Here is a 22,627-nt window from a genome sequence, read left to right on the forward strand (position 1 = left end):
GCCGGATGACCCTGATCAGCTTCGTGGTGCCGGCCTTCCGGGTGCAGGGATACCTGCGGGAATGCCTGGACTCCATCCTCGGTCAGCCGGAGACCGACATCGAGGTGATCGCCGTCGACGACTGTTCGCCGGACGCCAGCGGCGACATCATCGACGAGTACGCGGCCCGCGACCAGCGGGTCCGCTCGGTCCGGTTGCCGGAGAACGTCGGCCTCGGTCCGGCCCGGAACATCGGGCTGGACCGGGCCGTCGGCGAGTACGTGTGGTTCCTCGACGGCGACGACTGGCTGGCGCCGGAGTGTCTGACCGACGTCGCCGAACGGTTGCGGGTCACCCGCCCGGACGTCCTGCTCGTCGATCACGTCCGCACCCACTGGAACAACACCGCCACCCGCAGCGCGATGGCGGAGGTGTTTCCGGAGTCACCGGGCTCGGGCACCTTCCGGTTGCGGGACCGGCCGCAGGCGATGCACCTGCTGCACACCGCGTGGAACCGGCTGGTCCGTCGGGAGTTCCTGGTCGACCTGGGGCTGCGCTTCGCGCCCGGCTGGTACGAGGACGTCTCGTTCAGCTACCCGGTGCTGATGGCGGCGCGGCGGATCGGCGTACTGGACCGGGTCTGTGTCAACTACCGCCAACGCCGCGCGGGCGCGATCACCCGGACCCGGGGTGACCGGCACTTCGAGGTCTTCCCGCAGTGGCACCGGGTCTTCCATCTGATGGATTCGTGGGGGTCGGCGACGGAGGCGCTGCGGCCGGCGGTCTTCGAACGGATGATCTGGCACTACCTGACGGTGCTCGGCAACGGTCAGCGGATCGCGCCGGAGCTGCGGGAGGCCTTCTTCGCGCAGATCACCGCCGACTACGAGCGTTGGCTGCCGCCCGGCGGCTATCCGGTGCCCGACGGGGTCGAGGGGATCAAACACAAGCTCGTCGCCACCGGCCGGTGGCGTACCTTCAGCGCGTTGCGGGCGGCCAGCCGGGCCCGGGACGCCGCCCGCCGGCGGGCCCGCACCGCTCGGCGCACTGTCGGCCCGGTTGCCCGGCGCGGTGCCCGGCTGACCCGCGACGGGCTGCTGCGCGAGTACTACCGGGCTGAGTTGCGACGTCCCATCGACCCGACGCTCGCGGTGTACGCCGCGTACTGGTACCGGGGTTACTCCTGTAACCCGGCGGCCATCTACGAGGTCGCCCGCCGGTTGGCGCCGGGGGTGCGCGGGGTGTGGATCGTGCGCCGGGACCGGGTGGACGCCGTGCCGGCCGGGGTGGAGTACGTGGTGGCCGGCACGCCGGCGTACTACCGGGTGCTCGCCCGCGCCCGGTGGCTGGTCAACAACGTCAACTTCCCGGACTTCGTCCGCAAGCGACCGGAACAGGTGCACGTGCAGACCCACCACGGCACGCCGGTCAAGGTGATGGGGTTGGATCAGCAGCGCTACCCGATCGGCGCGGGCCGGATGGACTTCGCCGGGCTGCTGCGCCGGGTGGACCGCTGGGACTACAGCATCAGCGCCAACAGCTTCTCCACCCAGATGTGGGACCGGGCGTATCCGGCCACGTACACGACCCTGGAGGTGGGGTACCCCCGCAACGACCGCCTGGTCACGGCCGGTCCGGACGAGGTGCGCCGACTCCGCGAAGAGTTCGGTCTCGACCCCGACGAGCAGGTCGTCCTGTACGCCCCGACGCACCGCGAGCACCTGCCCGGCTACCGGCCACCGTTCGACCCGGACCGCTTCGTGCAGGCGTTGGGGGACTCGGGCCGGTTGCTGATGCGCAGCCACTACTTCCACGACCGGGATCGACGTCCGGGTCGGCCGAAGGACTGGGAGCGGGTGCGGGACGTCAGCGGCCACCAGCGGGTGGAGGATCTCTACCTGGTGGCGGACGTGCTGGTCACCGACTACTCGTCGGCCATGTTCGACTACGCGGTGCTGGACCGGCCGATCGTGCTCTACACCCCGGACTGGGAGGCGTACCGGCTGGCCCGGGGTGTCTACTTCGACGTCACCGCCGAGCCGCCGGGCGCGGTGGCCGCCACTTTCGCCGACCTTCTCGATGTGTTCCGCACCGATGCGGTGCGCTCGGACTCGGCAGCGAAGGCGCGTGAGCAGTTCCGGGCCCGGTTCTGCACAATGGACGACGGGCGGGCGGCGGAGCGGGTGGTGCGCCAGGTGTTCCTCGGGAGCCCGGCGAGAGGTCCACGCACTGCTGATCGGCCGTCTGTCGTGTAATAGCAGCGACATCGATCGAACATAAGACGTTTACCCGATGTGCTAACGCCATGATCCTGGTCACAGTCTTGGAGGGTTCGGCCGACGCGCTGGGGGGGAAGACGGTGAGCACCGTCACGCTCAAGGATGTGACCAAGGTTTTCCGGGATGGCACTGTTGCCGTCGACAGCATCAATCTCGATGTCAACGACGGTGAGTTCATGGTGCTGCTCGGGCCATCCGGGTGCGGCAAGTCGACGGTGCTGCGAATGATCGCCGGGTTGGAGGAACCCACCACCGGTGCGGTGATGCTCGACGGCGAGTTGGCCAACGACCTCCCCCCACGGGACCGCAAGATCGCCATGGTCTTCCAGGACTTCGCCCTCTACCCCCACATGACAGTTGGCGACAACATCGCGTTCCCGCTGCGGCTGGCCGGGATCGAGCCCGAGCCGAGGGGTGAGCGGGTCAGCGACGTGGCGAGCGCGCTGGGCATCGGTGACGTGCTGGCCCGCAAGCCGGGTCAGCTCTCCGGCGGGCAACGGCAGCGGGTGGCGATGGGTCGGGCGATCGTCCGCCGGCCCGGCCTGTTCCTGATGGACGAGCCGCTGTCGAACCTGGACAGTGGTCTTCGTGCCGAGCTGCGCGCGGAGATCTCGGGCCTGACCCGTGAGCTGGGCGTCACCACCGTCTACGTCACGCACGACCAGGCCGAGGCGCTCACCATGGCCGACCGGGTGGCCATCATGCGCCGCGGCGTGCTCCAGGACGTGGGCACCCCGACCCAGGTGTACGGCCGGCCGGCGACACTGTACGTGGCGGCGTTCCTGGGCAGCCCACGGATGAACCTGCTGGAGGCGTCGGTCTACGTCCACCTCGACCGGTACGTCACGCTCAACCTCGGCGACCAGTCGCTCTACCTGCCCTGGAACGACATCCGCAGTCGGGCGGTGGCGCACTACCACGGTGAGCGGATCGTGGTCGGCATGCGTGCCGAGGCGCTCACCCCGGTCGCCCCGGACAGCCCCGGTGACGTGCTGCGCGGGCGGATCCGTTACCTGGAACACCACGGGCACGAGTCGTTGGCGTTCCTCGACATCGGCGCGACCGCGATCATGGTGGACGAGATGGGCACCCCGCTCGATCCGCCGCCGGTCGGCCAGCGCGGCCTGCGCCGGTTCGGCTCGGTGATGCAGCGGCTCACCGGCAAGCCGGTGGAGGCGCAGGAGCCCGCGACAGGTGGCGTCCAGACCAGCGTGCTCCCCGATCCGGGCCGTCACCACCGACGGCCGGCGGAGCTGGCGGTGCGGCTGGCGCCGTACCCGGCGGTCAGTGCCGGTCACCCGCTCGCCGTCTCGGTGCGGATGGACGCGTTGCACTTCTTCGACGAGCGTGGCGACCGGATCGACGTGGGGTGGCGCTGACGACGCGCCGGAGCGGGGTGGCGGACCGGCCACCCGGTGCCCTACCGTCTGCCCACCCAGTCCACAGTGCAAGAGCATCGAGAGGGGTCCCCGTGTCGGGTGACCGTCCCAGCCCGCTCGTGATCGAGCGCATCCTGCGCGATCGCGAGGGCATCTGGCAGCAGATCGTGGCCGAGCGTGACCTCAACGGCCTGACCGGGCGGATGCTGACCAGCTCCGCCATCGCGTTGGCCTGTTACGGGGCGGTGTTGGGCTTCTTTCACAGCCCGCTGATGGCGCTGACCTCGGCGTTGAAGCTGCCACTGCTGTTCCTGGTCACGCTGGCCATCTGCCTGCCCACGCTCTACCTGTTCAACCTGGTCTTCGGCGCCCGGCTCTCGGTGCGGCAGTCGTTGGCACTGGTGATGGTGGCGATCACCGTCACCTCGATGCTCGCTGTGGCGTTCGCGCCGATCAGTCTGTTCTTCCTGATCACCGCCAACGACTACGGGTTCTTCAAGCTGCTCAACGTGGCGATCCTGACCCTGTCGGCGCTGGTCGGGTTGCGCTTCCTGACCAGCGGCATGCAGGTGCTCAACGACCACGGCCTGCTCGCGCCGGAGGCTCCTACCGCCAAGGCCACCGAGCAGGTCACCGCCCCGGCGCCGGTCCAGGCCGTGCCGGCCGCGGTGCCCGCCGGGGCGACGCCGGTCGGCACTCCGCCCGCCGGTCAGAGTGCCACTGCGGTGGCCGTGCCGGCCGGGGCGGCGGTGGCCGAGTCGACGTCGAACGGCGCGGTGACCACCGCGCCAGCTCCGGCTCAGGTTCCGGCGCAGTGGACCGGGCAGCCGGCCGGTGCCTCGTTCCCGCCCGGCTACCCGCCGCAGCGCCCGTGGGACAACGCTCCGATCCGACGCGGCGAGCCGACGCAGCGGCCGGCGAGCATGACCCTGCTCTACATCTGGATCCTGCTCTTCGGTTTCGTCGGCACCCAACTGGCCTGGACGCTGCGGCCGTTCTTCGGTGACCCGGGTCAGGACTTCGCCTTCTTCCGCAGCATCGACGGAAACTTCTACGCGGAGATCCTGCGCACCATCGCCAACCTCTGAGGGTGCCCGGTCGGCGGATCTCCGCTGGTTGCCGGCCTGATTACCGGTGAGTAACGTCGGGTCATGACTATCGACTCCCGCCAGGTGGCGGCCGGCATTCTGGAAGCGGTGCCGTTCGCTCGTACGCTCGGACTTGAGTTCGTCGAGGTGGCACCCGAGGCGGAGGGTGGCGTCCGGGCGGTCGTCCGGCTGCCCGACTCGCCGGCCACCCACAACCACATCGGCGGGCCACACGCCGGCGCCATGTTCACTCTTGGCGAGACGGCCTCCGGCGCGGTCGTGCTGGCCGCCTTCGGGCAGCTGCTCGACCGGGCCGTGCCGTTGGCCGTCCGGGCCGACATCGCCTACCGGAAACTCGCGATGGGGCCGGTGCTGGCCACCGCGCGACTCGGCCGGCCGGCCGCCGAGGTGATCGAGGAGCTGGAGGCCGGGCAGCGTCCGGAATTCCCGGTCGCCGTGGAGATCGCCACCGAGAGCGGAAAGCCAACCGCGGTGATGACAGTGATCTGGACGCTGCGACCGAACTGAACCGCCTCGGGGCGGCGGAAATGGGTTTGCGGGTCCAGCAGGGTGGATAGATTCGTACCGTGCTGGGCCTACCTGCTCACGTGACCGCCTGTCTCTTCGATCTGGACGGTGTGCTGACGCAGACCGCCCGCGTACACAACGCCGCCTGGACGCAGACCTTCGACGAGTTTCTCCGCCAGCGCGCCGCGGCCTCCGGCACGCCGTTCCAACCATTCGATCCCGGCCCGGACTACAACCGCTACGTCGACGGCCGGCCCCGGGCCGACGGCGTCCGGTCGTTCCTCGCCTCCCGGGGGATCGTGCTGCCCGAAGGCGACCCGGACGACCCGCCTGAGGCGGAAACCGTCAACGGCCTGGGCAACCGCAAGAACGTCCTGCTGCTGCACCGTCTGCGCAGCGCCGGCGTCGAGGTCTACCCGGGCTCGGTGCGCTACCTGAAGGCGGCGACCGCCGCCGGGCTGCACCGCGCCGTGGTCACCGCGAGCGCGAACGGGGCCGAGGTGGTCGCCGCCGCCGGATTCGAGTCACTGCTGGAGGCCCGGGTCGACGGGCTGGTCGCCCGCGCCCAGGGACTGCGCGGCAAACCACACCCCGACACCTTCCTCGCCGGGGCCAGGCTGCTCGGCGTCGACCCGACACAGGCCGCCGTCTTCGAGGACGCGCTCTCCGGGGTGGCCGCCGGGCGCGCCGGCGGCTTCGGTTATGTGATCGGCGTCGACCGGGTCGGGCAGGCTGACGAGCTGCTCGCCCACGGCGCCGACATCGTCGTGACGGACCTCGCCGACCTGCTCGACGTCACCGACCCACCGACGCCCACCCCCACCGCCACCGAACGGGGCTCCGCATGATTCGTGAGCGCGCCTATCCGGTCGAGCCGTGGCACGTCCGGGAGACCCGGCTGGACATGGACGTGCTGGCCCAGTCGGAGTCGGTCTTCGCGCTCTCCAACGGGCACGTCGGCCTGCGGGGCAACCTCGACGAGGGCGAGCCGCACGGCCTGCCCGGCACCTACCTCAACTCGTTCTACGAGCTGCGTCCGCTGCCGTACGCCGAGGCGGGCTACGGCTTCCCCGAGTCCGGGCAGACCATCGTCAACGTCACCAACGGCAAACTGATCCGGCTGCTCGTCGACGACGAACCGCTCGACGTGCGCTACGGCGAGCTGCTCGCCCACGAGCGGATCCTCGACATGCGAGCCGGGACGCTGCACCGGGAACTGCACTGGCGCTCGCCCGCCGGCCGTGAGGTCAAGGTGCGCAGCACCCGCCTCGTCTCGTTCACCCAGCGGTCCGTGGCCGCCATCAGCTACGAGGTGGAGGCCGTCGACGGCCCGCTGCGGCTGATCGTGCAATCCGAGTTGGTGGCAAACGAGTCGCTGCCCGCGCAGAGCAAGGACCCCCGGGTCGCGGCGGTGCTGGAGTCGCCGCTGCTGGCCGAGGAGGAGTTGACCACCCCCGACGGCGGGCAGCTGATCCACCGCACCAAGGTCTCCGGTCTCCGGGTCGCCGCCGCCATGGAGCACGAGGTGCACGGCCCGGACCACACCACCATCGAGTCAGAGGGCTACCAGGACTGGGTGCGCACCACGATCGCCTGCGTGCTCAAGCCCGGCGAGAAGCTGCGGGTGATCAAGTACCTGACGTACAGCTGGTCGAGTCGCCGGTCCCTGCCGGCGCTGCGCGACCAGGTCGGCGCGGCACTGGCCGGCGCCCGGCTGGACGGGTGGGACGGGCTCCACCGGGAGCAGCGCAACTATCTCGACGCGTTCTGGGACGCCTCCGACGTGCTGGTCGAGGGCGACCCGGAGGTGCAGCAGGCGGTCCGGTTCGGTCTCTTCCACGTGTTGCAGGCCGGCGCGCGCGCCGAGCAGCGGCCGATCTCGGCGAAGGGGCTGACCGGCCCCGGTTACGACGGCCACGCCTTCTGGGACACCGAGATGTTCGTCCTGCCGGTGCTCACGTACACCCAGCCGAGCGCGGTACGCAGCGCGTTGCAGTGGCGGCACAGCACGCTGGATTCGGCGCGGGAACGGGCCGAGACGCTCAACCTGCGGGGCGCCGCCTTCCCCTGGCGGACCATCGAGGGCCCGGAATCATCCGGTTACTGGCCGGCCGGCACCGCCGCCTTCCACATCGCCGCCGACATCGCCGACGCGGTGCGCCGCTACGTGATGGTCACCGGGGACACCCAGATGGAACGGGAGATCGGGCTGGAGCTGCTGGTGGAGACCGCCCGGCTGTGGCGCTCGATCGGCCACCACGACCGCCACGGGCGGTTCCACATCGACGGTGTCACCGGCCCGGACGAGTACACCGCTGTGAAGAACGACAACGTCTACACCAACCTGATGGCGCAGCGGAACCTGCTCGCCGCCGCCGACGTGGTGATGCGCTACCGGGACGAGGCGTTCCACCTCGGGGTCACCGACGAGGAGGCCGCGAGCTGGCGGGACGCCGCCACCTCCATGCACGTCCCGTACGACGACGAACTCGACGTGCACCAGCAGGTCGAGGGCTTCACCCGGCTCCAGGAGTGGGACTTCACCCACACCCCGGCGGAGAAGTACCCGCTGCTGCTGCACTACCCGTACTTCGAGCTGTACCGCAAGCAGGTGGTCAAGCAGGCCGACCTGGTGCTCGCCATGCACTGGCGGGGGGACGCCTTCACCCCCGAGGAGAAGGTGCGCAACTTCCTCTACTACGAGCGCCGCACCGTACGCGACTCGTCGTTGTCGGCCTGCACCCAGTCGGTGCTCGCCGCCGAGGTGGGCCACCCCGAACTCGCGCACACCTACCTGCGTGAGGCAGCGCTGATGGACCTGCACGACCTCAACGAGAACACCCGCGACGGCGTACACATGGCGTCGCTGGCCGGTGCGTGGCTCGCCCTGGTCAGCGGGTTCGGTGGTCTGCGGGACCACGACGGCGGGCTGTCCTTCGCCCCCCGGCTCTCCAGCCGGCTCAGCCGGTTGGAGTTCTCGCTGCAGTGGCGCGGGCTGGCGTTGCGGGTGGACGTCCGACCGCACCAGACGACGTACTCGCTGCGCCACGGCGGCCCGGACGACGTGGTGGAGCTGCGCCACCACGACCAGCTATTGCGGGTGACCTGCGACGAGCCGGTGACCGTGCCGGTGCCGCCGGCCGATCCGTCCGGCCCCGCGCCCGAGCAGCCACCGGGCCGCTCGCCGCTGCTGCGGCTGCCCGAGCGCGAACAGTGACGGGTGGGGCGGGAGTGTTCCCGCCCCACCCCGCACTGGTCGATCAGACCGGCTCGCCGGTCGACGGACGGCCGATCGCGTCCCTGGGCGCCGCCGCCTTCGGGTCGTCGGGCAGCCGGGCCGACGCGGCCTGGTCGCCGAAATCCTGGTCCCCGAAGTCCTGGTTACGCTCGGCGTCCTGTTCCCGCTGGGCCTGCTCGGTCAGCTGCTGCTGCCGGGAGATCTGCTGCTTGGCCATGGCGATCCTCGCGATCCGTCGGGGCGCGGTGGCGCCGACACGGTCTGCGGTCGCTCGTCGCGTACCCGACGCCCCAGCGGGCAAACGCGGCCTGGCGGCGCGCCCACGGCCCGGCGGTGACACCGCCCCGGCGTGCGTGGCGCGCGCCGGGCCGGGTACGCGCAGCACCGGTGAGCACCCGGAGGTGAGGCATGGACGAGCAGCGCAGCACGGTGATGGTGCCGATCGGGGAGGCCCAGCTCCCCGCCGACCTGACGCTGCCCGCCCAGCCGGTCGGCGTGGTGCTGTTCGCGCACGGCAGTGGCAGTTCCCGGCACAGCCCGCGCAACGTGTCGGTGGCCCGGACGCTGAACGACAGTGGGCTCGCCACCGTGCTGGTGGATCTGCTCACCCCGGTCGAGGACGAGGTGGACACGCGAACCGCCGAACTGCGCTTCGACATCGGGCTGTTGGCCAGCCGGCTGGCCGGGATCGTCGACTGGCTCGCCACCGGGCGTCCGGCCGGCGACGTGCCGATCGGCCTGTTCGGGGCCAGTACGGGTGCTGCCGCTGCCCTGGTCGCGGCGGCGTCGCGCGCCGATCGGGTGGCTGCCGTGGTCAGCCGGGGTGGTCGACCGGATCTGGCCGGGGACGCGCTGGCCCAGGTGCGTACCCCGACGTTGCTGTTGGTGGGCGGGCTGGACGAAGAGGTGATCGCGCTCAACGAGCAGGCGCTGGCCGAGCTGGGGGAGGCCGGCGAGCTGCGGGTGATCCCCGGCGCCACCCATCTCTTCGAGGAGCCGGGCACCCTTGAGCAGGTCGCCGACCAGGCCGCCGCCTGGTTCACCATGCACCTCAGCCGATGATCACTGCGTGGGTAGCAGGGCCGAGGCCGAGCGGCGCTGTTGGACGGTGTCGATGACCCTCCAGAGGACTGCGGTGATCGGGACGCTGACGAAGGCGCCAGCGATCCCCGCGATCAGCGTGCCCGCGGTGACCGCCACCAGGATCACCGCCGGATGCAGCCGGACCTGCCGTTTCATGACCAGTGGTTCCAGCAGGTTGCCCTCGATCTGCTGGACGGCGATCACCGCCGCGAGGGTGAGCAGGGCGGTGGTGGGACCGTTCGCGGCCAGCGCCACCAGCACCGCCACCGCGCCCGCCACCGTCGCCCCGATGATCGGCACGAACCCGCCGAGGAACGTGATCAACGCCAGCGGCAGGGCGAGGGGCACCTGGAGCACCACGAGAGCCAACCCGATGCCCAGCGCGTCGACAGCGGCGATGAACATGGTGCCCCGGCTGTACGCGCCCAACGTCTGCCAACCGGCCCGGCCGGCCTCGGCCAGCACCGGCTGGTTCGGGCCGGACACCCGCGACAGCACCCAGTGCCACATCGACCGGCCATCCTTGAGCAGGAAGAAGAGCAGCACCAGCGCCAGCAGCGCGGAGCCGAACACCTCGGTGACGGTCCGGGCACCGGCCACCGGGTCCGGAGAACTGCCACTGAGCCCCTGCCGGGCCTGGTCCACCAACCGGTCCAGCTGTGCCTCGCTGACCGGTAGCGTGGACGTCACGAAGTCGCGGCTGCGATCCACCCCCTGCGTCAACTCCTGGCTGAGCTGGTCGAACTGGCTGGCGGTCAGGTTCCACACCAGTGCGCCGACGCCGACCAGGATGCCGAGCAGCAGCAGGACCGTGCAGAGCGCGGCGAGCGCCGCCGGCAGCCGCAACCGGCGCAGCAGCAGCAGGACCGGATCGAGCAGCGCGGTGAGGAAGATGGTGGCGGCCAGCGCGATGGCCAGCGGCGCCAACAGGACGGCGATCTTGCCCAGCAGATAGAGCCCGGCGGCGACCACCACCAGGCAGGCGCTCCACAACACCGCGGTTCGGACCAGCCACGGCAACGCCGCCCAGGTCTGGCGCGGCCCGGGGCCGCCTGTCGCTCCGGGTTCCTCTGCGGCCATGTCGGTCCTCCTCGATCTCGACGAGGTCGGTACCCGGTCGGTCGTGCCGCGACACCCGAATGACCGGCCGGCGCCCGCGCGGATCGTACGCCGGCCGGGGTGACGCGGGTGGGTGTTCGTCAATCGCCCCCGCGACGGCGGCGTTTGCGCTGTCGGGTCGAGGGAACGCGAAGGGGACGGACCGGACTGAGGAGGAACGCCGTGGGTGACTTCATGGACAAGGCCAAGGACTTCGCGGACAAGCACGACAAGCAGGTCGACCAGGGCGCGGAGAAGGCCGGCGAGATGGCCGACAAGCGCACCGGCGGCAAGTACGACGACCAGATCGACAAGGGCGTGGACCAGGCCCAGGCGCGTACCGGTGAGGGTGACCAGGTCCGCTGACCCGCGCTGCTCCCGGGCCGCGTCGGCGACCCGGGAGCGCCCGGTCCACCCGGTGCGCGGGTCAGCGCTGTCGCTTGTGGTGTAGCTCGTCCATCGAGGTGGGCCGGCCGCTCAACGCGTCGCGTAGCCGGTCGACCAGGCCGATGCCGGGTGCGATCAGCTTGTTCGCCGGCGGATGGTCCGGGCTTCCCGGATGTGGCCGGGTCGGCCCGATCTCCTTGATCGCCGTCACCTTGGCCGCCGCCTCGACCAGCTCCTCCCGGGCGGTCGCCGCGCGCAGCCGCGGAAAGAGCTCCTTCTCCTCCTCCGCCACGTGACCGCGCACGATGGCGGTCAACTGGGTGAGCAGCTCGTCGAAGCGGGGGGCGGACGCGTCGGTGGACTCCAACTCCTTCATGGTTCGTTCGGCGTCGGCGTGCTCCGCGATCTCGCGGTCGGCGATCTCGTTGCCGTCGGGCAGTACCTTGCGGGCGATCGGATACACGTACGCCTCCTCGGCCACCGAGTGGCGGACGAGTTCGGCGATCACCACGTCGACGAGGTGCCGGCGGTGCTCGGGGGTGCCCTGCCGGGTCGCCAACTCGACGAGGACTGCCTCGATCTCCCGGTGGTCGGAGACCAGGATGTCGACGGCGTCGTGGTCGTCGGCGGTCGGTGGATTGGTCATGTGACGGCCCCTTACCGGTTGCGGATCGGTGGGAGGTGTGTGGCTCTGGTACCCCCACGGGGCTGCGCAAACCAATGGTTGACGATGTGTTCGGGGGTGTCGTTGGGGCTCGCCGGGAGACGGCTTGCCCAGCCGCCGAGATTGCCCCGCCGTTGCCGGGGTAACCGCCGCCATGGCCGACGACCGCCCACCCGCCGACCTCCGACGGTCGCGGCTCGACGAGACCGCCGAGCGGACGGTTCGGCGGGTTCGGCACCGTGGTGGGCAGGCCGGCAAGATCCGAGCCCGGCAGTGGGAGATCACCCTGGTGATCTCCGTCCAGTCCGGGTTGGCCGCGGCGATCGCCGCCCTCCTCGCCGACAGCCTGCTCGGCCAGGGATCGCACGTCTTCGCTCCCGCCGCCGCCGTCGGTACGATCGCCACCGCCATCGGGCAGCGGGCCCGGCGCACCTTCGAGCTGTTGGCCGGCGTGGCCCTGGGCATCATCATCGGCGACACGCTGCGATTCCTGCTCGGCTCGGGGCCGTGGCAGACCGGCGTGGTCGTCGCGCTGGCCATCGCCGCCGCGTTGCTGGTGGCCGGGAAGGGTGGCCCGCTGGTCGGTCAGGCCGGTGGTACCGCGGTGCTGATCGCCACGCTGGCACCGATGGAACGTGGCCTGGAGCTGCCCCGGATCTTCGACGCGCTCGTCGGCGGGGCGGTCGGCCTGGTGGTGGTCGCCCTGTTGTTGCCGGTCAACCCGATGCGGGTGCTGGACCGGGCCGCGGCGCCGATCTTCACGATCGTCTGCGAACAACTCGCCGAGCTGGCGCAGGCGCTGCGCGACCGCGACGGTGCCCGGACCCTGGGCGTCCTGGAGCGGCTGCGCGGCACCGATGACGACCTGGGCCGGCTGCACGACGCGCTCAGCGGCGCCGAGGAGGTGGTCACCATCGCTCCGGTCCGTTGGCACCGCCGGCAGCAGTACCACCGGTACGCCCGCAGCGCCGCTCACCTGGAGCGGCTGTTGCTGGACAGCCGTGCCATGGCCCGCTGGTCGACCACCGCGCTGCAGTACGACGAGCCGATCCCGGCGGAGCTGCCGGAGGCGATGCGTCGGTTGGGCCAGGCGGTGGTGGTGATGCGTACGGAGTGCAGGGTCGGTGACGACCCCCGGTGCACCCGCCAGTTGGTCGAGCAGTGCGCCGAGTTGGCCGGGCGGGCCTCGGAGAGCGGGGTCCACTCGTTCGGCGAATCCCTCGTCACCGGACTGCGTACCGCCGCGAGCGATCTGCTCCGGGCCGCCGGTTGCGAACCCGTGGACGCGAACCGGATCGTGCGCCGGGCGGCCGGTGCCGGCGAGGCGGAGATCCACCCGCCGGTTCGGCGAGAGCTGCACCGGACCCGACCGACGCGGGCCGCCCGGGCCCGTCGGCGCGCACACCTCGCCGCGCGGAGCCGTAACGAGAACCGGGCCGGCCTCCCCGCACGGGAGAGGCCGGCCCGGTGAACCGTCACGGTCAGGAGGAGTAGCCGCGCTCGGCGATCCAGTTGGCGACCTTGGGCAGGCTCATCCAGTACTCGCCCACCGCCGGGTCGGCCGGGTCGGCGACCCGGATGGTGTCACCGCCGTCGCGGTAGCCGACCAGGGTCAGGTAGTGGCCGCCCTCGTACGAGTGCGGGTTGCCGTCGGTGTCGACTGTCGTGCCCTTGATGTTCGCCACCACCGGCCGGCCGGCGTCCACGGCGGCCAGCACGTCCCGGCGCAACTGCTCGACCTGGTCCGGGCGGGCCACCGAATCACGGATCTCGGTGGTCCGGTACTTGCCGCCGGTCAGTTCGTTCAGCACCCGGGTGGTGTCCAGGGCCGAGGGGGTGCCCGCCTCGGTGGTGCCGAGCAGTCGGGCCACCTCGTCCTGGGAGAGCGCCTTGCCCTGGGCGGACAGCGCGATCCGGGTCGCGGCCGGGCCGCAGTAGTAGAAGTTCGGCTGGGCCTGGTAGTCGACGCCGAGGATCCGCTCGGCGTGCCTGTCGTTCTGGCTCGACGACGCCGGGGCGGCCGGCGCCGGGGCGGCCTGCGCGGCCACCGCCGGGCCGAGGGCGCAGCCACCGGCGGCAAGCAGGCCGGCGACGGACAGGCCGCTCTTCTGGACGATCGGGTTCATTGTCGAGTCTCCGTTCGGGGGTTGGCGCCTCCGGCAGGCGGACGGCGGCAGCACCGGGAATGGCGCTCGGCGCAACACAGGGGCCGACCATCGGTGGTCTCGGCCCAGGGCGTACCGACTGCGTAACCGCTCTGCTTCACCGAGAATTCCGCCGGCTGCGGGCACCGGGGATGGCACAACCTCCCGGCCGGCCCGAACCGGTCATCGGGGACGAACGCTCCGCTCAGAGACTGCCCAACAGCCTGGTCACGGTGATCTCGATGACCACCCGCTCCGGATTCGGGCGCGGTGTCCGGTACCGCTCGGCGTACCGCCGCTCCGCCTCCGCCACGGCGGCCGGATCCGACCGCAGCACGGCGCGACCCTCGACGGTCAACCAGCGGCGGCCATCCACGTGGCACACGGCCACCGCCGCGCCCTCCGGGCCGGCCGCCGCCACCTGGCGGGCCTTGCGGGAGGTGCCGGAGGTGATCACCCGGGCCAGCCCGGCCGCCGGGTCGAGGGTCACCCCGACCGGTACGACGTGCGGGGTGCCGTCCGCACGCACTGTGGTCAGCGTCGCGAGGTGCCGTTCCGCGCAAAAGGCGGCAACACGCTCATCGTGCAGGTCCAACCGATGATCGCCCGCCATGCCCGTCCCCCGTCCCCGAACCGACCTGGATCATCGCACGCGGCGCCGGGCCCGCTCCGGGTTCGGTGGGGCGTCCGGCTGACCGGGCAGCTGGCGACCAGCCGCCCGCCGCTGGTGCACCAGCCGGGTCAGATAGATCAACGCGGCGGCCAGCACCCCCATGTCATCCAGGTAGATCGGGTCCGGCAGCACGTCGACCGGGAAGATCGTGTAGATCAGCGCCCCGTAGAAGGCGACCTTGCCGCCCGCGCCGAGCCCGGTCAGCATCCGCCGGGTACGCACCACCCGCACCGCCAGCACCACGGCACCGACCAGTGTGGCCAGCGCCAGGATGCCGGCGACCACCACGAGGACCCACGCCTGTCGGGACATGCCGTCACGCTAACCCAGATGAACCCGCCGGGCTCAGAACGCGGGCACCGTCGCGCGGCCGCGGGCGGTCACCTTGTTCTCCCGGGTCTGCTCCACGTTCTCCCGGGCCTGCGCGCCCAACGGTCGGGCAACCTCGCTCAGCGGCAACACCGACGCCGACTCGGCGACCCGCCGTCCGGTCGCCGCGTGCGCCTCCTCGCGCAGACTCCGAGCCGCGGCCACCGCCAACTCCGCCGCCCGCCACGCGGCCTGCTCCCGCTCGCGGGCCGCGGCGTGCCTGGCCGCCAGGTTGTCCCGGATCGCCCGCTGGAGCACCAGCTCCTGCTCGACCGGGTGCAGTCGCGGGTCCCAGCCGTCGCGATGCGCGAAGACGTCGCTGAGCTGCTCCACCGACAGCTCCCGCCGCCAGTACGCGTCCAGGGCCGCCCGGTGCAGGTAGCGTTCGCGGTCGGCGTACTCGGCGGGAGTCCGTGCGGTGTGCGGCAGCGGCATCGCGGCCGCCGCGTCGAGCCGCCGCACGCCAGCCTCGGCCGCCTCGTACGCCGACCAGGCCGCCTCGACCTCCTCCTGCGCGGCCACCCACTCCGCCCGGCGACGCCGCACCGTGGTGCTCGCCCGTTCCGCGGCCACCGCGACCTCCTGCGCGTAGCGGCTCTGCTCCCGCTCCTCCTGCGCCTGTTCCAGTTGGCTCGGCATGGCGGCGCGGCGGATCCGGGCGCCCGGATCGAAGCGGAACCGGCCCGGCCGCAGCAGCAGCGCGGAGACGGCGACAGCGACCACCCCGAGCAGGCTCAGCCAGATGACGGCGGCCCGGGAGAGGTCCGGCAGGACGGCGGAGAGGACGGTTTGCATGATCAGCACCTCGCGGTCGAAGGCGGGTATCGACGGGCGGCAGGAGGGCGCGGCAGCACCGGTCGGCCCGGTGGCGGGGTCGTCCCGTCGACGGCCAACTCAGGTGCCGTACGGGATCAGCCGGGATCGGGCCCCGGGGGTCGCCGGGCCTGGCTCAGCGGGCGGGCGGGCCGCGTCGCGCGGGAGTGTCACGGCCGGGATCGATGGCCGGAACGTACGCCAGGAGCGCCGCGACCGGACCGGTCGCGGCGGCGGTGTCGGCAGTGGCGGTGTCGCGCGTGCCAGCCGGCGGGGCGACAGCGGGCCGGCCGGCCCGTTCGACGGCCGGGCTGGCGTCGGGGCGGACACTCGTCACCCGACTGCTCACGGCACTGGGCCGCAGCTGCGTGGGGGCGGGTGGTGGGGACGCGGAGAGAGCGGCACCAAGGCCGACCGCGAGCACCAGCGCGGTGACCGCCAGGCGGGTCAGTTCCCGCAGTGACCGCAGCACAGCCCACCGAACCGGGCGGACAGCAGCTGCGGACGACACCCGACCAACCTATCGCCAGCGCTGGCGAACCGCAGCACGGCGACGGGCAACGCTGGCGTGACAGCCACCACCATGGGCACTGTGGACGCCGCCGACCGGAGCCGGAAACGGCGGTGCCCCCGACCGGATCAGGTCCGATCGGGGGCACCGCGCGTGGTCCGGGTGGCGTCGCCGGTGGTGCGGGCCCGCCGGTGGCGGACCGTGGTCAGTTGCCGGTGCCGAGCACCGGGGGAGCGGGCTTCTCGTCGCCCTGCCACACCATCTCGTCCTCGGTCAACCAGGTCAGCCGCTCGTCGGAGTCGTCGTCCTGCCCCCGACCGTGCCCACCGAGCACACCGGGACGGCCGCCGCCGGACCCCGGTCGGGCGTTGCCGCCGGCCACAGCCGCCCGGCCGCCGGCCCCGCCGCGCTGACCGTCAATGCTGCGCCCGACGCCGTTGGCGGCGCGACTCTCCGCCGGGGACGCGGCACCACCGGCCGGCCGAGCCGACGCGGGGGGCGCGTTGCCCGAGCCGGCGAGCGCGCCGCTGCGCAGCACTCCGCCCGCCGGTGCCCCGCCCGACGCTCCGTACAGCAGGCCGGGGCCGGTGCTCGTCGCGGCGGGCGCGCCCGCCGGCGTGGACAGACCCGCCAACCCGGCGACACCCCCGCCCAACAGCGCGCCGCCGACCACCGGGTCCGCCCCGGCGAGGGAGGTGCCGCCGCTGGGGATGACGCTGCCGGTGCCGACCGGGCCGGTGCCCACAGCCGGGCTGCCACCGGTGCCCGCGCCGACCTCGTCAGTGCCGGAACCGTGGCCCGGCAGTTCGGCGGCGCGGTCCGGCGTCGAGATGGTCGCGTCACCCGTGCGCGCGGTGTGAGTGCCGGTGTTGGGGCCACTCGTCACCCTGGCGATGGCCGAGACGCTCTGCGGCGTCGTCGGATCCTTGCGGGCGGTGGTCGGCGTGTCCGGGTCCGGCGGAGGCGGCTCGACCACCCGGTCGTAGGTGGAGATGTCGTAACTGCTGGCCAGATCGGCCACCAGGTTCACCATCCGCTGGTGGGCCTTCTCCTGCTCGGCCTTGTCCTGCTGGTGGCCGGCGATGCCCCCGACGATCAGACCGGTAAGACCGAAGACCGCGCCACCCTTGATCGCACCGCCGATCGCCTTGTCGTTGTCGTCGGTCTCCTCCGGGCTCTCGGCCTGCTTGTGAGCGGCCCGCAGGTGGTCGGCCATCATGGTCAACCCCTGCTTGACGCCGGCCATCCCCTCGCCCAACGCATCGGTGTGGGCGACGATCAGGCTGAGGCGCCGGTGGAACTCCCGACCCGCCGAACCCGTCCAGGTGTTGGCGAGCTTGTCGAGGTCGCCGCTCAGCTCCCGGCCGAGGCCGTCGAGGATGCCCTTGAGCTCGGCCCACTGGGCGGCCACGCCCTCGACCTGCTCCGGCTTGCCCGCCATCAGGCCGTCGTACAGCTGCTGGTGGCTGCTGCCCTGGTAGCGCTGGGTGTACTCAGACACGCCCGTCCTCCTTCGGCTGGAACGCCCGGTCGACCGGGTTCAGCGCGGCGGTGACGTCGTCGGCGTTGGCCGCGTTACGCGCCTCGGCGGTGCGGTAGTTGCTCAGGATCGTGCTCGTCGCCTGCTGAGCCGCCAGCACCGCCTGTCGGATGCGCTCGGCCTGCTCCACGTAGGACTGGTGGACCTCGCTGTAGCGACGCGCCTTGTCGGTGGCGTCGAAGAACGAGCCCAGCGCCGGAGGGCGGCACTGCATCTCGGTGTTGAGCTTGCGCAGCACCGACTCGGCCTGGCTCAACCGAGACGCCAGGTGATCGTGGAAGTCCTCAAGGGACAACAGGTCGACTTCCGTACGCCCGGCCATGGCAACATCCCCGTCGTTCTGGTTGACAACCGTCAGCGACATCAAGGTTAGTCCACCCGTGCGACTCCGGGCGACCCGTCCAAGCTGCTCAGCCGTCGGCGTCGGTCGATTCCGCCGACCCCCCGCCGCCGGCCCCGCCGCTCGCCGGTGCGCCGCTCGCCGGAGCCGACGGTGTCGAGCCCGACGGTGGACCGGCGGACGGCGACCGGGACGATGGCGTGGCCGACGGCGAGCCCGAGGGCGGTGCCGCCGATGGCGAGGCCGACTTCGGTGCGGCCGACGGTGGCGCGGCCGGCGCCGGCCCGTCGGGAGCGAAGACGGCGAACGCGTCCTCGCGCTTCAGGGTGGGCCCGGTCGGGATCAGCGCGAGCAGGGAACCGGGCACCGCCAGCGGGGTGACCCCGCCGTAGCCGAGCACCTCCAGCGTCTCCGCCGAGCCGAGCGGATACCGGATGCCCTGCGGGCTGATCAGGTAGATGGTCGCACCGGCGGCACCGGACCCGCTGGTCCCGGCACCCGGTGAGGCCTGCGCGATGACACCCTTGCCGCCGGGCAGCAGCACCGCCTCGGCGGTGCGTACGGCGTCGCGCCTGGTCTGCCGCACCGGCACCAGCCCCGGATCACTGTCGGTCAGCTCATCCGGCACCCGGTCGAACACCTCCAGGGTGGTGGTCGGCGGACCACCCGCGCTGCCCTTGCGGTACGTCGCGCACACCGTCGTCTGACCGGGCTGGGCCGGGTAGAGGGCGGGCACCGTCGGCGGCAACCCCTCCTCCTCGATCCGCTGCTCCTCGAACGCCTCGCTGGCGTCGTTCGGCGTGATGTCGGTGATCCGACCGCTGCCGCTGGTCTGGAGCAACGCGGTGATCTCGCTGATCGGCACGAGCGCGTCCCGGGTCAGCACGTAGTGTCGCCCGGCAGCCTTGAACACCGAACCGACGTTGTACGACTTTCCGGCCACCGTGCGGTTGCTGGGCCCGCCCTCACCGGCCAGCGACATCCTGCGCAGCGGTGGCCCGGCCGGCACGGCGTTGAGCAGTTGCTGCCCGATCTGGAGTCGCTCGGTGCCGGCCATCCGCAGCGCCGTCATCGTGCGGGCCGGGTCGAGCAGCTGGAGCCGCCTGTTGTTGGTGATGAGGTAGCGCTGGTCGTCCACCGAGACCAGCACCCCCCGGTCGCCCAGCGGCGTGCCGCCGGGCAGCGCCCGGTCGATCACCAGCCGGGTGCTGGAGCGCTGCCGGTCGACCGGGTCGGGCACGTCACAGACCGACCACGGCAGCCCGGTCAGCGACTTGCGGTCGGGCAGGGCGTCCGGTGCGCCGACGATGCCGACGGTGACGCCCCGGGGCCGGTCCCGCAGCGACGCCTGGGACATCGTCCGCACCTCGGCGGCCGCGTCGTTCACGATGAGGCGCGCCGACGTGTAGTTCAGCGTCGGGTGCAGCTTCCCCTCGATGAACACGTACGTCGCGCCGGTCTCCCGTTCGATGACCAGGGTCTTGTCGTCCAGCGGCGCCGCGCCGCCGGTCAACTGGCCGTACGCGCCCACCCCGCCGAGCACGATGGCCGCGGCGAGGACACTGCCGAAGACGGCCATGCCGAGCCGTCGCATCGGCAGGTTGGTGGTCTCCGGGTCGCCCGACAGCAAGGCGGAGACGATGCGGCGGGTGACGAAGCGGTACGCCTGCACCTGATCGCGGCGGGTCCGCATGACTTACCTCCGGCGGGGTGTTTCCACGACGATCAGGGGCAGGGTGCCGTCGCGGGCTTCCCTACGATAAGGGGCCGACGGTGCTTCCTTGGGACCACCGCTCGTGGCCGGCTCCGGAGGAGACCCGGCGCAGAGTCGTACCGTGCAGGAGGGACAGTCAGCGATGACGCAGGTTCAGGCGCCACCCGCCCGAGCGGTCACGGACCCTGTCGACGTTCCGACCCGGCTGACGCCGCCGGCCGAACGACCCGGCCGTGGACGGGTCGGTCCCGTACTGGTCGGGCAGCTCGTCGTGCTGGAGTTGTGCGTGATCGGCGTCTGGGCCGCCACGGCGGGGCCCAGCTGGCTGCTCGCGGCGGTGGGCGCGGTGGCGCTGCTGGTCGTCCTGGCGGTCTTCGCCCGTCGCGGTGGCCGCTGGTGGTTCGAGGACCTGCTGCTGCGGCGTCGGCTGCGGCGTCGCGGCGAGCGGGCGTCGGCCGCGCTGGCCGACGGCACGGCGAGCGACCCGCGGTTGGCGGCGCTCGCCCCCGAGCTGAGCATCATCGAGCTGACCGACCGTGGCACCCGGCTCGGCATCGGGCGCGACGACCAGGGCTGGTTCGCCGCCGTCGCCCTGCAGTCCGCCACCGGCGCGGCGGTCGGCTCCGTCGACGCGTCCGCTGTGGACCGCGCGCTGGGCGTGCTCGCGGACTTCAACGCCCCGGTCTCCCGGGCCCAGGTCGTCGCGCACACGCTGGTCTGGTATCCGGCACCCGGTGCGCCGCCGGCGGCGCACCGGACCGTCTGGGTGGCGCTGCGGCTCACCGTCCGCGACGCCCGGGTCGAGGCGGTGAGTCGGGGCGGCGGGCTGACCGGCGTACACCGGACGGTGGCCGCCGGGATCGGCCGGCTCGGCAAGGCGCTGACCTCGGCGGGGCTGGCCCACCGCCCGTTGGGCCGGGAGGAGCTGCGCGCGGCGATCGTCTCGGCCGCCGGTCTGGACCTGGTGCCCGAGGTGCCGGCGGAGAGCTGGCGTGGGCTGCGCGGCGGCGGCTGGACGCACCGCTGCATGGCGCTGCGGGGCCGCTCCGACGCTCCGCTCGGCCCTCTCGTGGACGCGATCACCGCCACCTCGGCGCCGTCGCACACGGTGGCCGTGACCGTCTCGGCGGACGGTCGGGTGGCGGCGCCGCTGGTGCGGGTCGCGGCGATGGACAACCATGTCGAGGCGCTGGTCAAGGTGGTCCGCGAGGTCGCCGATCGCGCGGGCGGGTCCGCCCGGCCGATGGACGGTCAGCATGCCCCGGGCGTCTACGCCACCGCTCCGGTCGCGTCGGCGCTGGGCGTCCTGACCGGTCCGCGGTCGCGCTGACCGGTGCGGCGACGAGACACGGTCAGGGTCGGAGGTTGACGATCCAGCCGTAGAGGCCGCAGACCCAGAAGGCGAGCGGCACCAGCGAGATGATGAGCAGGATCTCGACGATGTCGAGCAGGCGGCCCCAGACCGGGGAGATGCGCTTGCCGGCGACGCTCAACCCGTAGATCAGGCTGATCACCGCGGCCAGCACCAGCCCGCCCAGGATCAGGCCGAGCCGGACCGGCAGCGACCCACCGGCGAAGGTGGTCGCGGCGGCCAGACCCAGACCCACGGTGCCGGCCAGCAGCACCGGGGTGCGCTGGGCCCGACCCAGCAGGGGGCGAGCCCGCAGCAGCGCCAGCAGGGCCAGCACCAGGCACAGCAACACCGCCGGCAGCCGCCCGTCCACTGCCAGCACGACCTGCGCGCCCAGCACCAGCACGGCGACCGTCCACAGCAGACCGGTCAGGAACTCGTCGGCCCGCTCGCTCTGCTGGAGCACCTGCCGACCGTCCACCGACTCGCTGTCGGTCTTCAGGTCCTCCGGGCCGGTCGGGATGGACGGCACCGGCAGCCGGGCCAGCCGGTAGGCCATCATCGGCAGCGCCGGCACCACGCCGAACGCCACCGCGGCGATCACCGCGGCGGAGGCCGCCGCGTCGAGGTCGAGGACCAGGCAGAGCACCGCGCCCAGGCCGGTTGCGGCCGCGACCCCGATCGCGGCGAAGAACAGCGGGTACCGGTCGCCGACCGCCAGCACCGCCACCGCGCCGGCCACCACCGCGGCGGTTGCCGCGAGCAGGACGTGCGGACTGGCCAGCTCGGTCAGCGCTCGGTCGCCGGCGAGCAGCAGCAGGCCACCGGTGGCCGCGTGCACCAGGCCGACCATGGCCAGCACCGCGCCGGTGCCGCTGTCCCCGGCGGCCCGGGACAACACCGCGGCGCCCACCAGCAGCGCCACCGCGACCAGCAGCGCGGCCACCGCGCCGGGCAGGTGCGGCGGGCCGGCGAACAGGGCGGCCACCGCGCCGGCGCCGAGCGCCGCCGCCGCGAAGATCACCGCGAAGGAACGGGTCGCGCCGACCTGCCAGGCGCCGGGACGCTGGTTGGTAGCGGTGGCGACCGCGTCCACCACGTCGTCGAAGACGATCTCCGGTGCGGCGTCGGAGCGGGGGTTGAAGTAGAGCACCTCACCGTCGCGGACGCTGAGCTGCGCCGCGGTACGACCACCGTCGAGGGGCGCACCGCCCAACCGGGACAGTGCCCAGCCGCCGTGCCGCGCACCCTCGTCGGCCAGGTCCTCGCCCGCGTAGCGCAGCAGGGTGGGCAGCAGGTCGGCCATCGGCACGTCCGACGGCAGCGCCAGGTCCATCCGGGTACGCGGAGCCACGATGGTGATCCGGCTCAGACCGCCGGTCGCCGTCTTCGTCGCCACAGTGGCCTCCAGGTGCGTCCGTGATCGGCTGGCTGTGATGCTGCGGTCCG

General features: G+C 72.5%; 22 protein-coding genes. 10 read left to right on the top strand and 12 right to left on the bottom strand.

Annotated elements, in window-relative coordinates:
• Positions 1-5: 5 nt before the first annotated feature.
• From ACX27O_RS03430 to ACX27O_RS03455, 6 genes are all read left to right on the top strand, one after another.
• Entirely contained in the window at positions 6-2,234 is a 2,229-nt protein-coding gene (locus ACX27O_RS03430) for a bifunctional glycosyltransferase/CDP-glycerol:glycerophosphate glycerophosphotransferase (RefSeq protein WP_458938922.1), read from the top strand.
• Positions 2,235-2,338: 104 nt separating this feature from the next.
• Complete coding sequence (locus ACX27O_RS03435; RefSeq protein ID WP_030329594.1) at positions 2,339-3,637, top strand: ABC transporter ATP-binding protein; 1,299 nt, start codon at positions 2,339-2,341, stop codon at positions 3,635-3,637.
• A gap of 92 nt (positions 3,638-3,729) precedes the next feature.
• The gene (locus ACX27O_RS03440) at positions 3,730-4,725 is read left to right on the top strand and encodes a hypothetical protein (RefSeq protein WP_210864958.1); all 996 of its coding nucleotides are present in this window, start codon (positions 3,730-3,732) and stop codon (positions 4,723-4,725) included.
• A gap of 63 nt (positions 4,726-4,788) precedes the next feature.
• Complete coding sequence (locus ACX27O_RS03445) at positions 4,789-5,253, top strand: DUF4442 domain-containing protein (RefSeq protein WP_030329591.1); 465 nt, start codon at positions 4,789-4,791, stop codon at positions 5,251-5,253.
• 59 nt (positions 5,254-5,312) lie between these two features.
• Positions 5,313-6,101, top strand: a complete 789-nt coding sequence (locus tag ACX27O_RS03450; protein ID WP_210859003.1) for an HAD family hydrolase — start codon at positions 5,313-5,315, stop codon at positions 6,099-6,101.
• Positions 6,098-8,470, top strand: a complete 2,373-nt coding sequence (locus tag ACX27O_RS03455; RefSeq protein WP_030329587.1) for a glycoside hydrolase family 65 protein — start codon at positions 6,098-6,100, stop codon at positions 8,468-8,470. The genes ACX27O_RS03450 and ACX27O_RS03455 overlap by 4 nt, the downstream gene beginning before the upstream one ends.
• A 43-nt stretch (positions 8,471-8,513) precedes the next feature.
• Here ACX27O_RS03455 and ACX27O_RS03460 read toward each other — a convergent pair whose 3' ends face one another.
• A complete protein-coding gene (locus ACX27O_RS03460) occupies positions 8,514-8,708 on the bottom strand; it encodes a hypothetical protein (RefSeq protein WP_030329585.1) in 195 nt (64 codons plus the stop codon).
• Between the two features lie 191 nt (positions 8,709-8,899).
• On the opposite strand from ACX27O_RS03460, the gene ACX27O_RS03465 reads away from it, so the two are divergent.
• The gene (locus tag ACX27O_RS03465; RefSeq protein ID WP_210864957.1) at positions 8,900-9,553 is read left to right on the top strand and encodes a dienelactone hydrolase family protein; all 654 of its coding nucleotides are present in this window, start codon (positions 8,900-8,902) and stop codon (positions 9,551-9,553) included.
• Here the strand turns inward: ACX27O_RS03465 and ACX27O_RS03470 are convergent, their stop codons facing one another.
• Positions 9,554-10,654 carry an AI-2E family transporter gene (locus ACX27O_RS03470; protein ID WP_358124330.1) on the bottom strand — a complete coding sequence of 367 codons (1,101 nt, stop codon included), beginning with the start codon at positions 10,652-10,654 and terminating at the stop codon, positions 9,554-9,556.
• Positions 10,655-10,867: 213 nt separating this feature from the next.
• Here ACX27O_RS03470 and ACX27O_RS03475 point away from each other — a divergent pair, with 213 nt between their 5' ends.
• A complete protein-coding gene (locus ACX27O_RS03475; protein WP_247675748.1) occupies positions 10,868-11,038 on the top strand; it encodes an antitoxin in 171 nt (56 codons plus the stop codon).
• A gap of 61 nt (positions 11,039-11,099) precedes the next feature.
• Here the strand turns inward: ACX27O_RS03475 and ACX27O_RS03480 are convergent, their stop codons facing one another.
• Positions 11,100-11,705 carry a hemerythrin domain-containing protein gene (locus ACX27O_RS03480; protein WP_030329580.1) on the bottom strand — a complete coding sequence of 202 codons (606 nt, stop codon included), beginning with the start codon at positions 11,703-11,705 and terminating at the stop codon, positions 11,100-11,102.
• A 172-nt stretch (positions 11,706-11,877) separates the two neighbouring features.
• Between ACX27O_RS03480 and ACX27O_RS03485 the strand changes: the two genes are divergently transcribed.
• Positions 11,878-13,194 (top strand): FUSC family protein, encoded by a 1,317-nt coding sequence (locus ACX27O_RS03485; protein WP_030329578.1) that lies wholly within the window; start codon positions 11,878-11,880, stop codon positions 13,192-13,194.
• Between the two features lie 10 nt (positions 13,195-13,204).
• On the opposite strand, the gene ACX27O_RS03490 is transcribed toward ACX27O_RS03485, so the two are convergent.
• The 8 genes from ACX27O_RS03490 to eccB form a co-directional block, all read right to left on the bottom strand.
• Positions 13,205-13,849 carry a C39 family peptidase gene (locus tag ACX27O_RS03490; protein WP_458938923.1) on the bottom strand — a complete coding sequence of 215 codons (645 nt, stop codon included), beginning with the start codon at positions 13,847-13,849 and terminating at the stop codon, positions 13,205-13,207.
• Positions 13,850-14,072: 223 nt separating this feature from the next.
• Positions 14,073-14,480, bottom strand: coding sequence for a pyridoxamine 5'-phosphate oxidase family protein (locus ACX27O_RS03495; RefSeq protein ID WP_030329574.1), 408 nt, complete (start codon positions 14,478-14,480; stop codon positions 14,073-14,075).
• 30 nt (positions 14,481-14,510) lie between these two features.
• The gene (locus tag ACX27O_RS03500; protein ID WP_030329572.1) at positions 14,511-14,852 is read right to left on the bottom strand and encodes a YkvA family protein; all 342 of its coding nucleotides are present in this window, start codon (positions 14,850-14,852) and stop codon (positions 14,511-14,513) included.
• A gap of 33 nt (positions 14,853-14,885) precedes the next feature.
• Positions 14,886-15,704, bottom strand: a complete 819-nt coding sequence (locus ACX27O_RS03505) for a hypothetical protein (protein WP_357639724.1) — start codon at positions 15,702-15,704, stop codon at positions 14,886-14,888.
• 154 nt (positions 15,705-15,858) lie between these two features.
• Positions 15,859-16,233: a hypothetical protein gene (locus ACX27O_RS03510; RefSeq protein ID WP_358124342.1), complete on the bottom strand. Its 375-nt coding sequence runs from the start codon at positions 16,231-16,233 to the stop codon at positions 15,859-15,861.
• A gap of 205 nt (positions 16,234-16,438) precedes the next feature.
• The gene (locus ACX27O_RS03515) at positions 16,439-17,734 is read right to left on the bottom strand and encodes a WXG100 family type VII secretion target (RefSeq protein ID WP_030329567.1); all 1,296 of its coding nucleotides are present in this window, start codon (positions 17,732-17,734) and stop codon (positions 16,439-16,441) included.
• A complete protein-coding gene (locus ACX27O_RS03520) occupies positions 17,727-18,137 on the bottom strand; it encodes a hypothetical protein (RefSeq protein WP_245233545.1) in 411 nt (136 codons plus the stop codon). The genes ACX27O_RS03515 and ACX27O_RS03520 overlap by 8 nt, the downstream gene beginning before the upstream one ends.
• Before the next feature lie 46 nt (positions 18,138-18,183).
• Positions 18,184-19,806 (bottom strand): type VII secretion protein EccB, encoded by a 1,623-nt coding sequence (gene eccB / locus ACX27O_RS03525; RefSeq protein ID WP_030329564.1) that lies wholly within the window; start codon positions 19,804-19,806, stop codon positions 18,184-18,186.
• A gap of 163 nt (positions 19,807-19,969) precedes the next feature.
• Here eccB and ACX27O_RS03530 point away from each other — a divergent pair, with 163 nt between their 5' ends.
• Positions 19,970-21,157 carry a type VII secretion protein EccE gene (locus ACX27O_RS03530; RefSeq protein WP_358124346.1) on the top strand — a complete coding sequence of 396 codons (1,188 nt, stop codon included), beginning with the start codon at positions 19,970-19,972 and terminating at the stop codon, positions 21,155-21,157.
• 22 nt (positions 21,158-21,179) lie between these two features.
• On the opposite strand, the gene eccD is transcribed toward ACX27O_RS03530, so the two are convergent.
• Complete coding sequence (gene eccD / locus ACX27O_RS03535) at positions 21,180-22,577, bottom strand: type VII secretion integral membrane protein EccD (protein ID WP_458938924.1); 1,398 nt, start codon at positions 22,575-22,577, stop codon at positions 21,180-21,182.
• Positions 22,578-22,627: the final 50 nt, after the last annotated feature.

It is taken from the genome of Micromonospora sp. SD19, assembly GCF_054462275.1.

Bases quoted from the DNA above. Each gene is read 5' to 3' on its own strand.
- ACX27O_RS03485 (WP_030329578.1), top strand. From the start codon at position 11,878: ATGGCCGACGACCGCCCACCCGCCGACCTCCGACGGTCGCGGCTCGAC.
- ACX27O_RS03465 (WP_210864957.1), top strand. From the start codon at position 8,900: ATGGACGAGCAGCGCAGCACGGTGATGGTGCCGATCGGGGAGGCCCAG.
- eccB (WP_030329564.1), bottom strand. From the start codon at position 19,806: ATGCGGACCCGCCGCGATCAGGTGCAGGCGTACCGCTTCGTCACCCGC.
- ACX27O_RS03490 (WP_458938923.1), bottom strand. From the start codon at position 13,849: ATGAACCCGATCGTCCAGAAGAGCGGCCTGTCCGTCGCCGGCCTGCTT.
- ACX27O_RS03475 (WP_247675748.1), top strand. From the start codon at position 10,868: ATGGACAAGGCCAAGGACTTCGCGGACAAGCACGACAAGCAGGTCGAC.
- ACX27O_RS03500 (WP_030329572.1), bottom strand. From the start codon at position 14,852: ATGTCCCGACAGGCGTGGGTCCTCGTGGTGGTCGCCGGCATCCTGGCG.
- ACX27O_RS03505 (WP_357639724.1), bottom strand. From the start codon at position 15,704: ATGCAAACCGTCCTCTCCGCCGTCCTGCCGGACCTCTCCCGGGCCGCC.
- ACX27O_RS03455 (WP_030329587.1), top strand. From the start codon at position 6,098: ATGATTCGTGAGCGCGCCTATCCGGTCGAGCCGTGGCACGTCCGGGAG.
- ACX27O_RS03445 (WP_030329591.1), top strand. From the start codon at position 4,789: ATGACTATCGACTCCCGCCAGGTGGCGGCCGGCATTCTGGAAGCGGTG.
- ACX27O_RS03530 (WP_358124346.1), top strand. From the start codon at position 19,970: ATGACGCAGGTTCAGGCGCCACCCGCCCGAGCGGTCACGGACCCTGTC.
- ACX27O_RS03460 (WP_030329585.1), bottom strand. From the start codon at position 8,708: ATGGCCAAGCAGCAGATCTCCCGGCAGCAGCAGCTGACCGAGCAGGCC.
- ACX27O_RS03430 (WP_458938922.1), top strand. From the start codon at position 6: ATGACCCTGATCAGCTTCGTGGTGCCGGCCTTCCGGGTGCAGGGATAC.
- ACX27O_RS03470 (WP_358124330.1), bottom strand. From the start codon at position 10,654: ATGGCCGCAGAGGAACCCGGAGCGACAGGCGGCCCCGGGCCGCGCCAG.
- ACX27O_RS03495 (WP_030329574.1), bottom strand. From the start codon at position 14,480: ATGGCGGGCGATCATCGGTTGGACCTGCACGATGAGCGTGTTGCCGCC.
- ACX27O_RS03520 (WP_245233545.1), bottom strand. From the start codon at position 18,137: ATGTCGCTGACGGTTGTCAACCAGAACGACGGGGATGTTGCCATGGCC.
- ACX27O_RS03480 (WP_030329580.1), bottom strand. From the start codon at position 11,705: ATGACCAATCCACCGACCGCCGACGACCACGACGCCGTCGACATCCTG.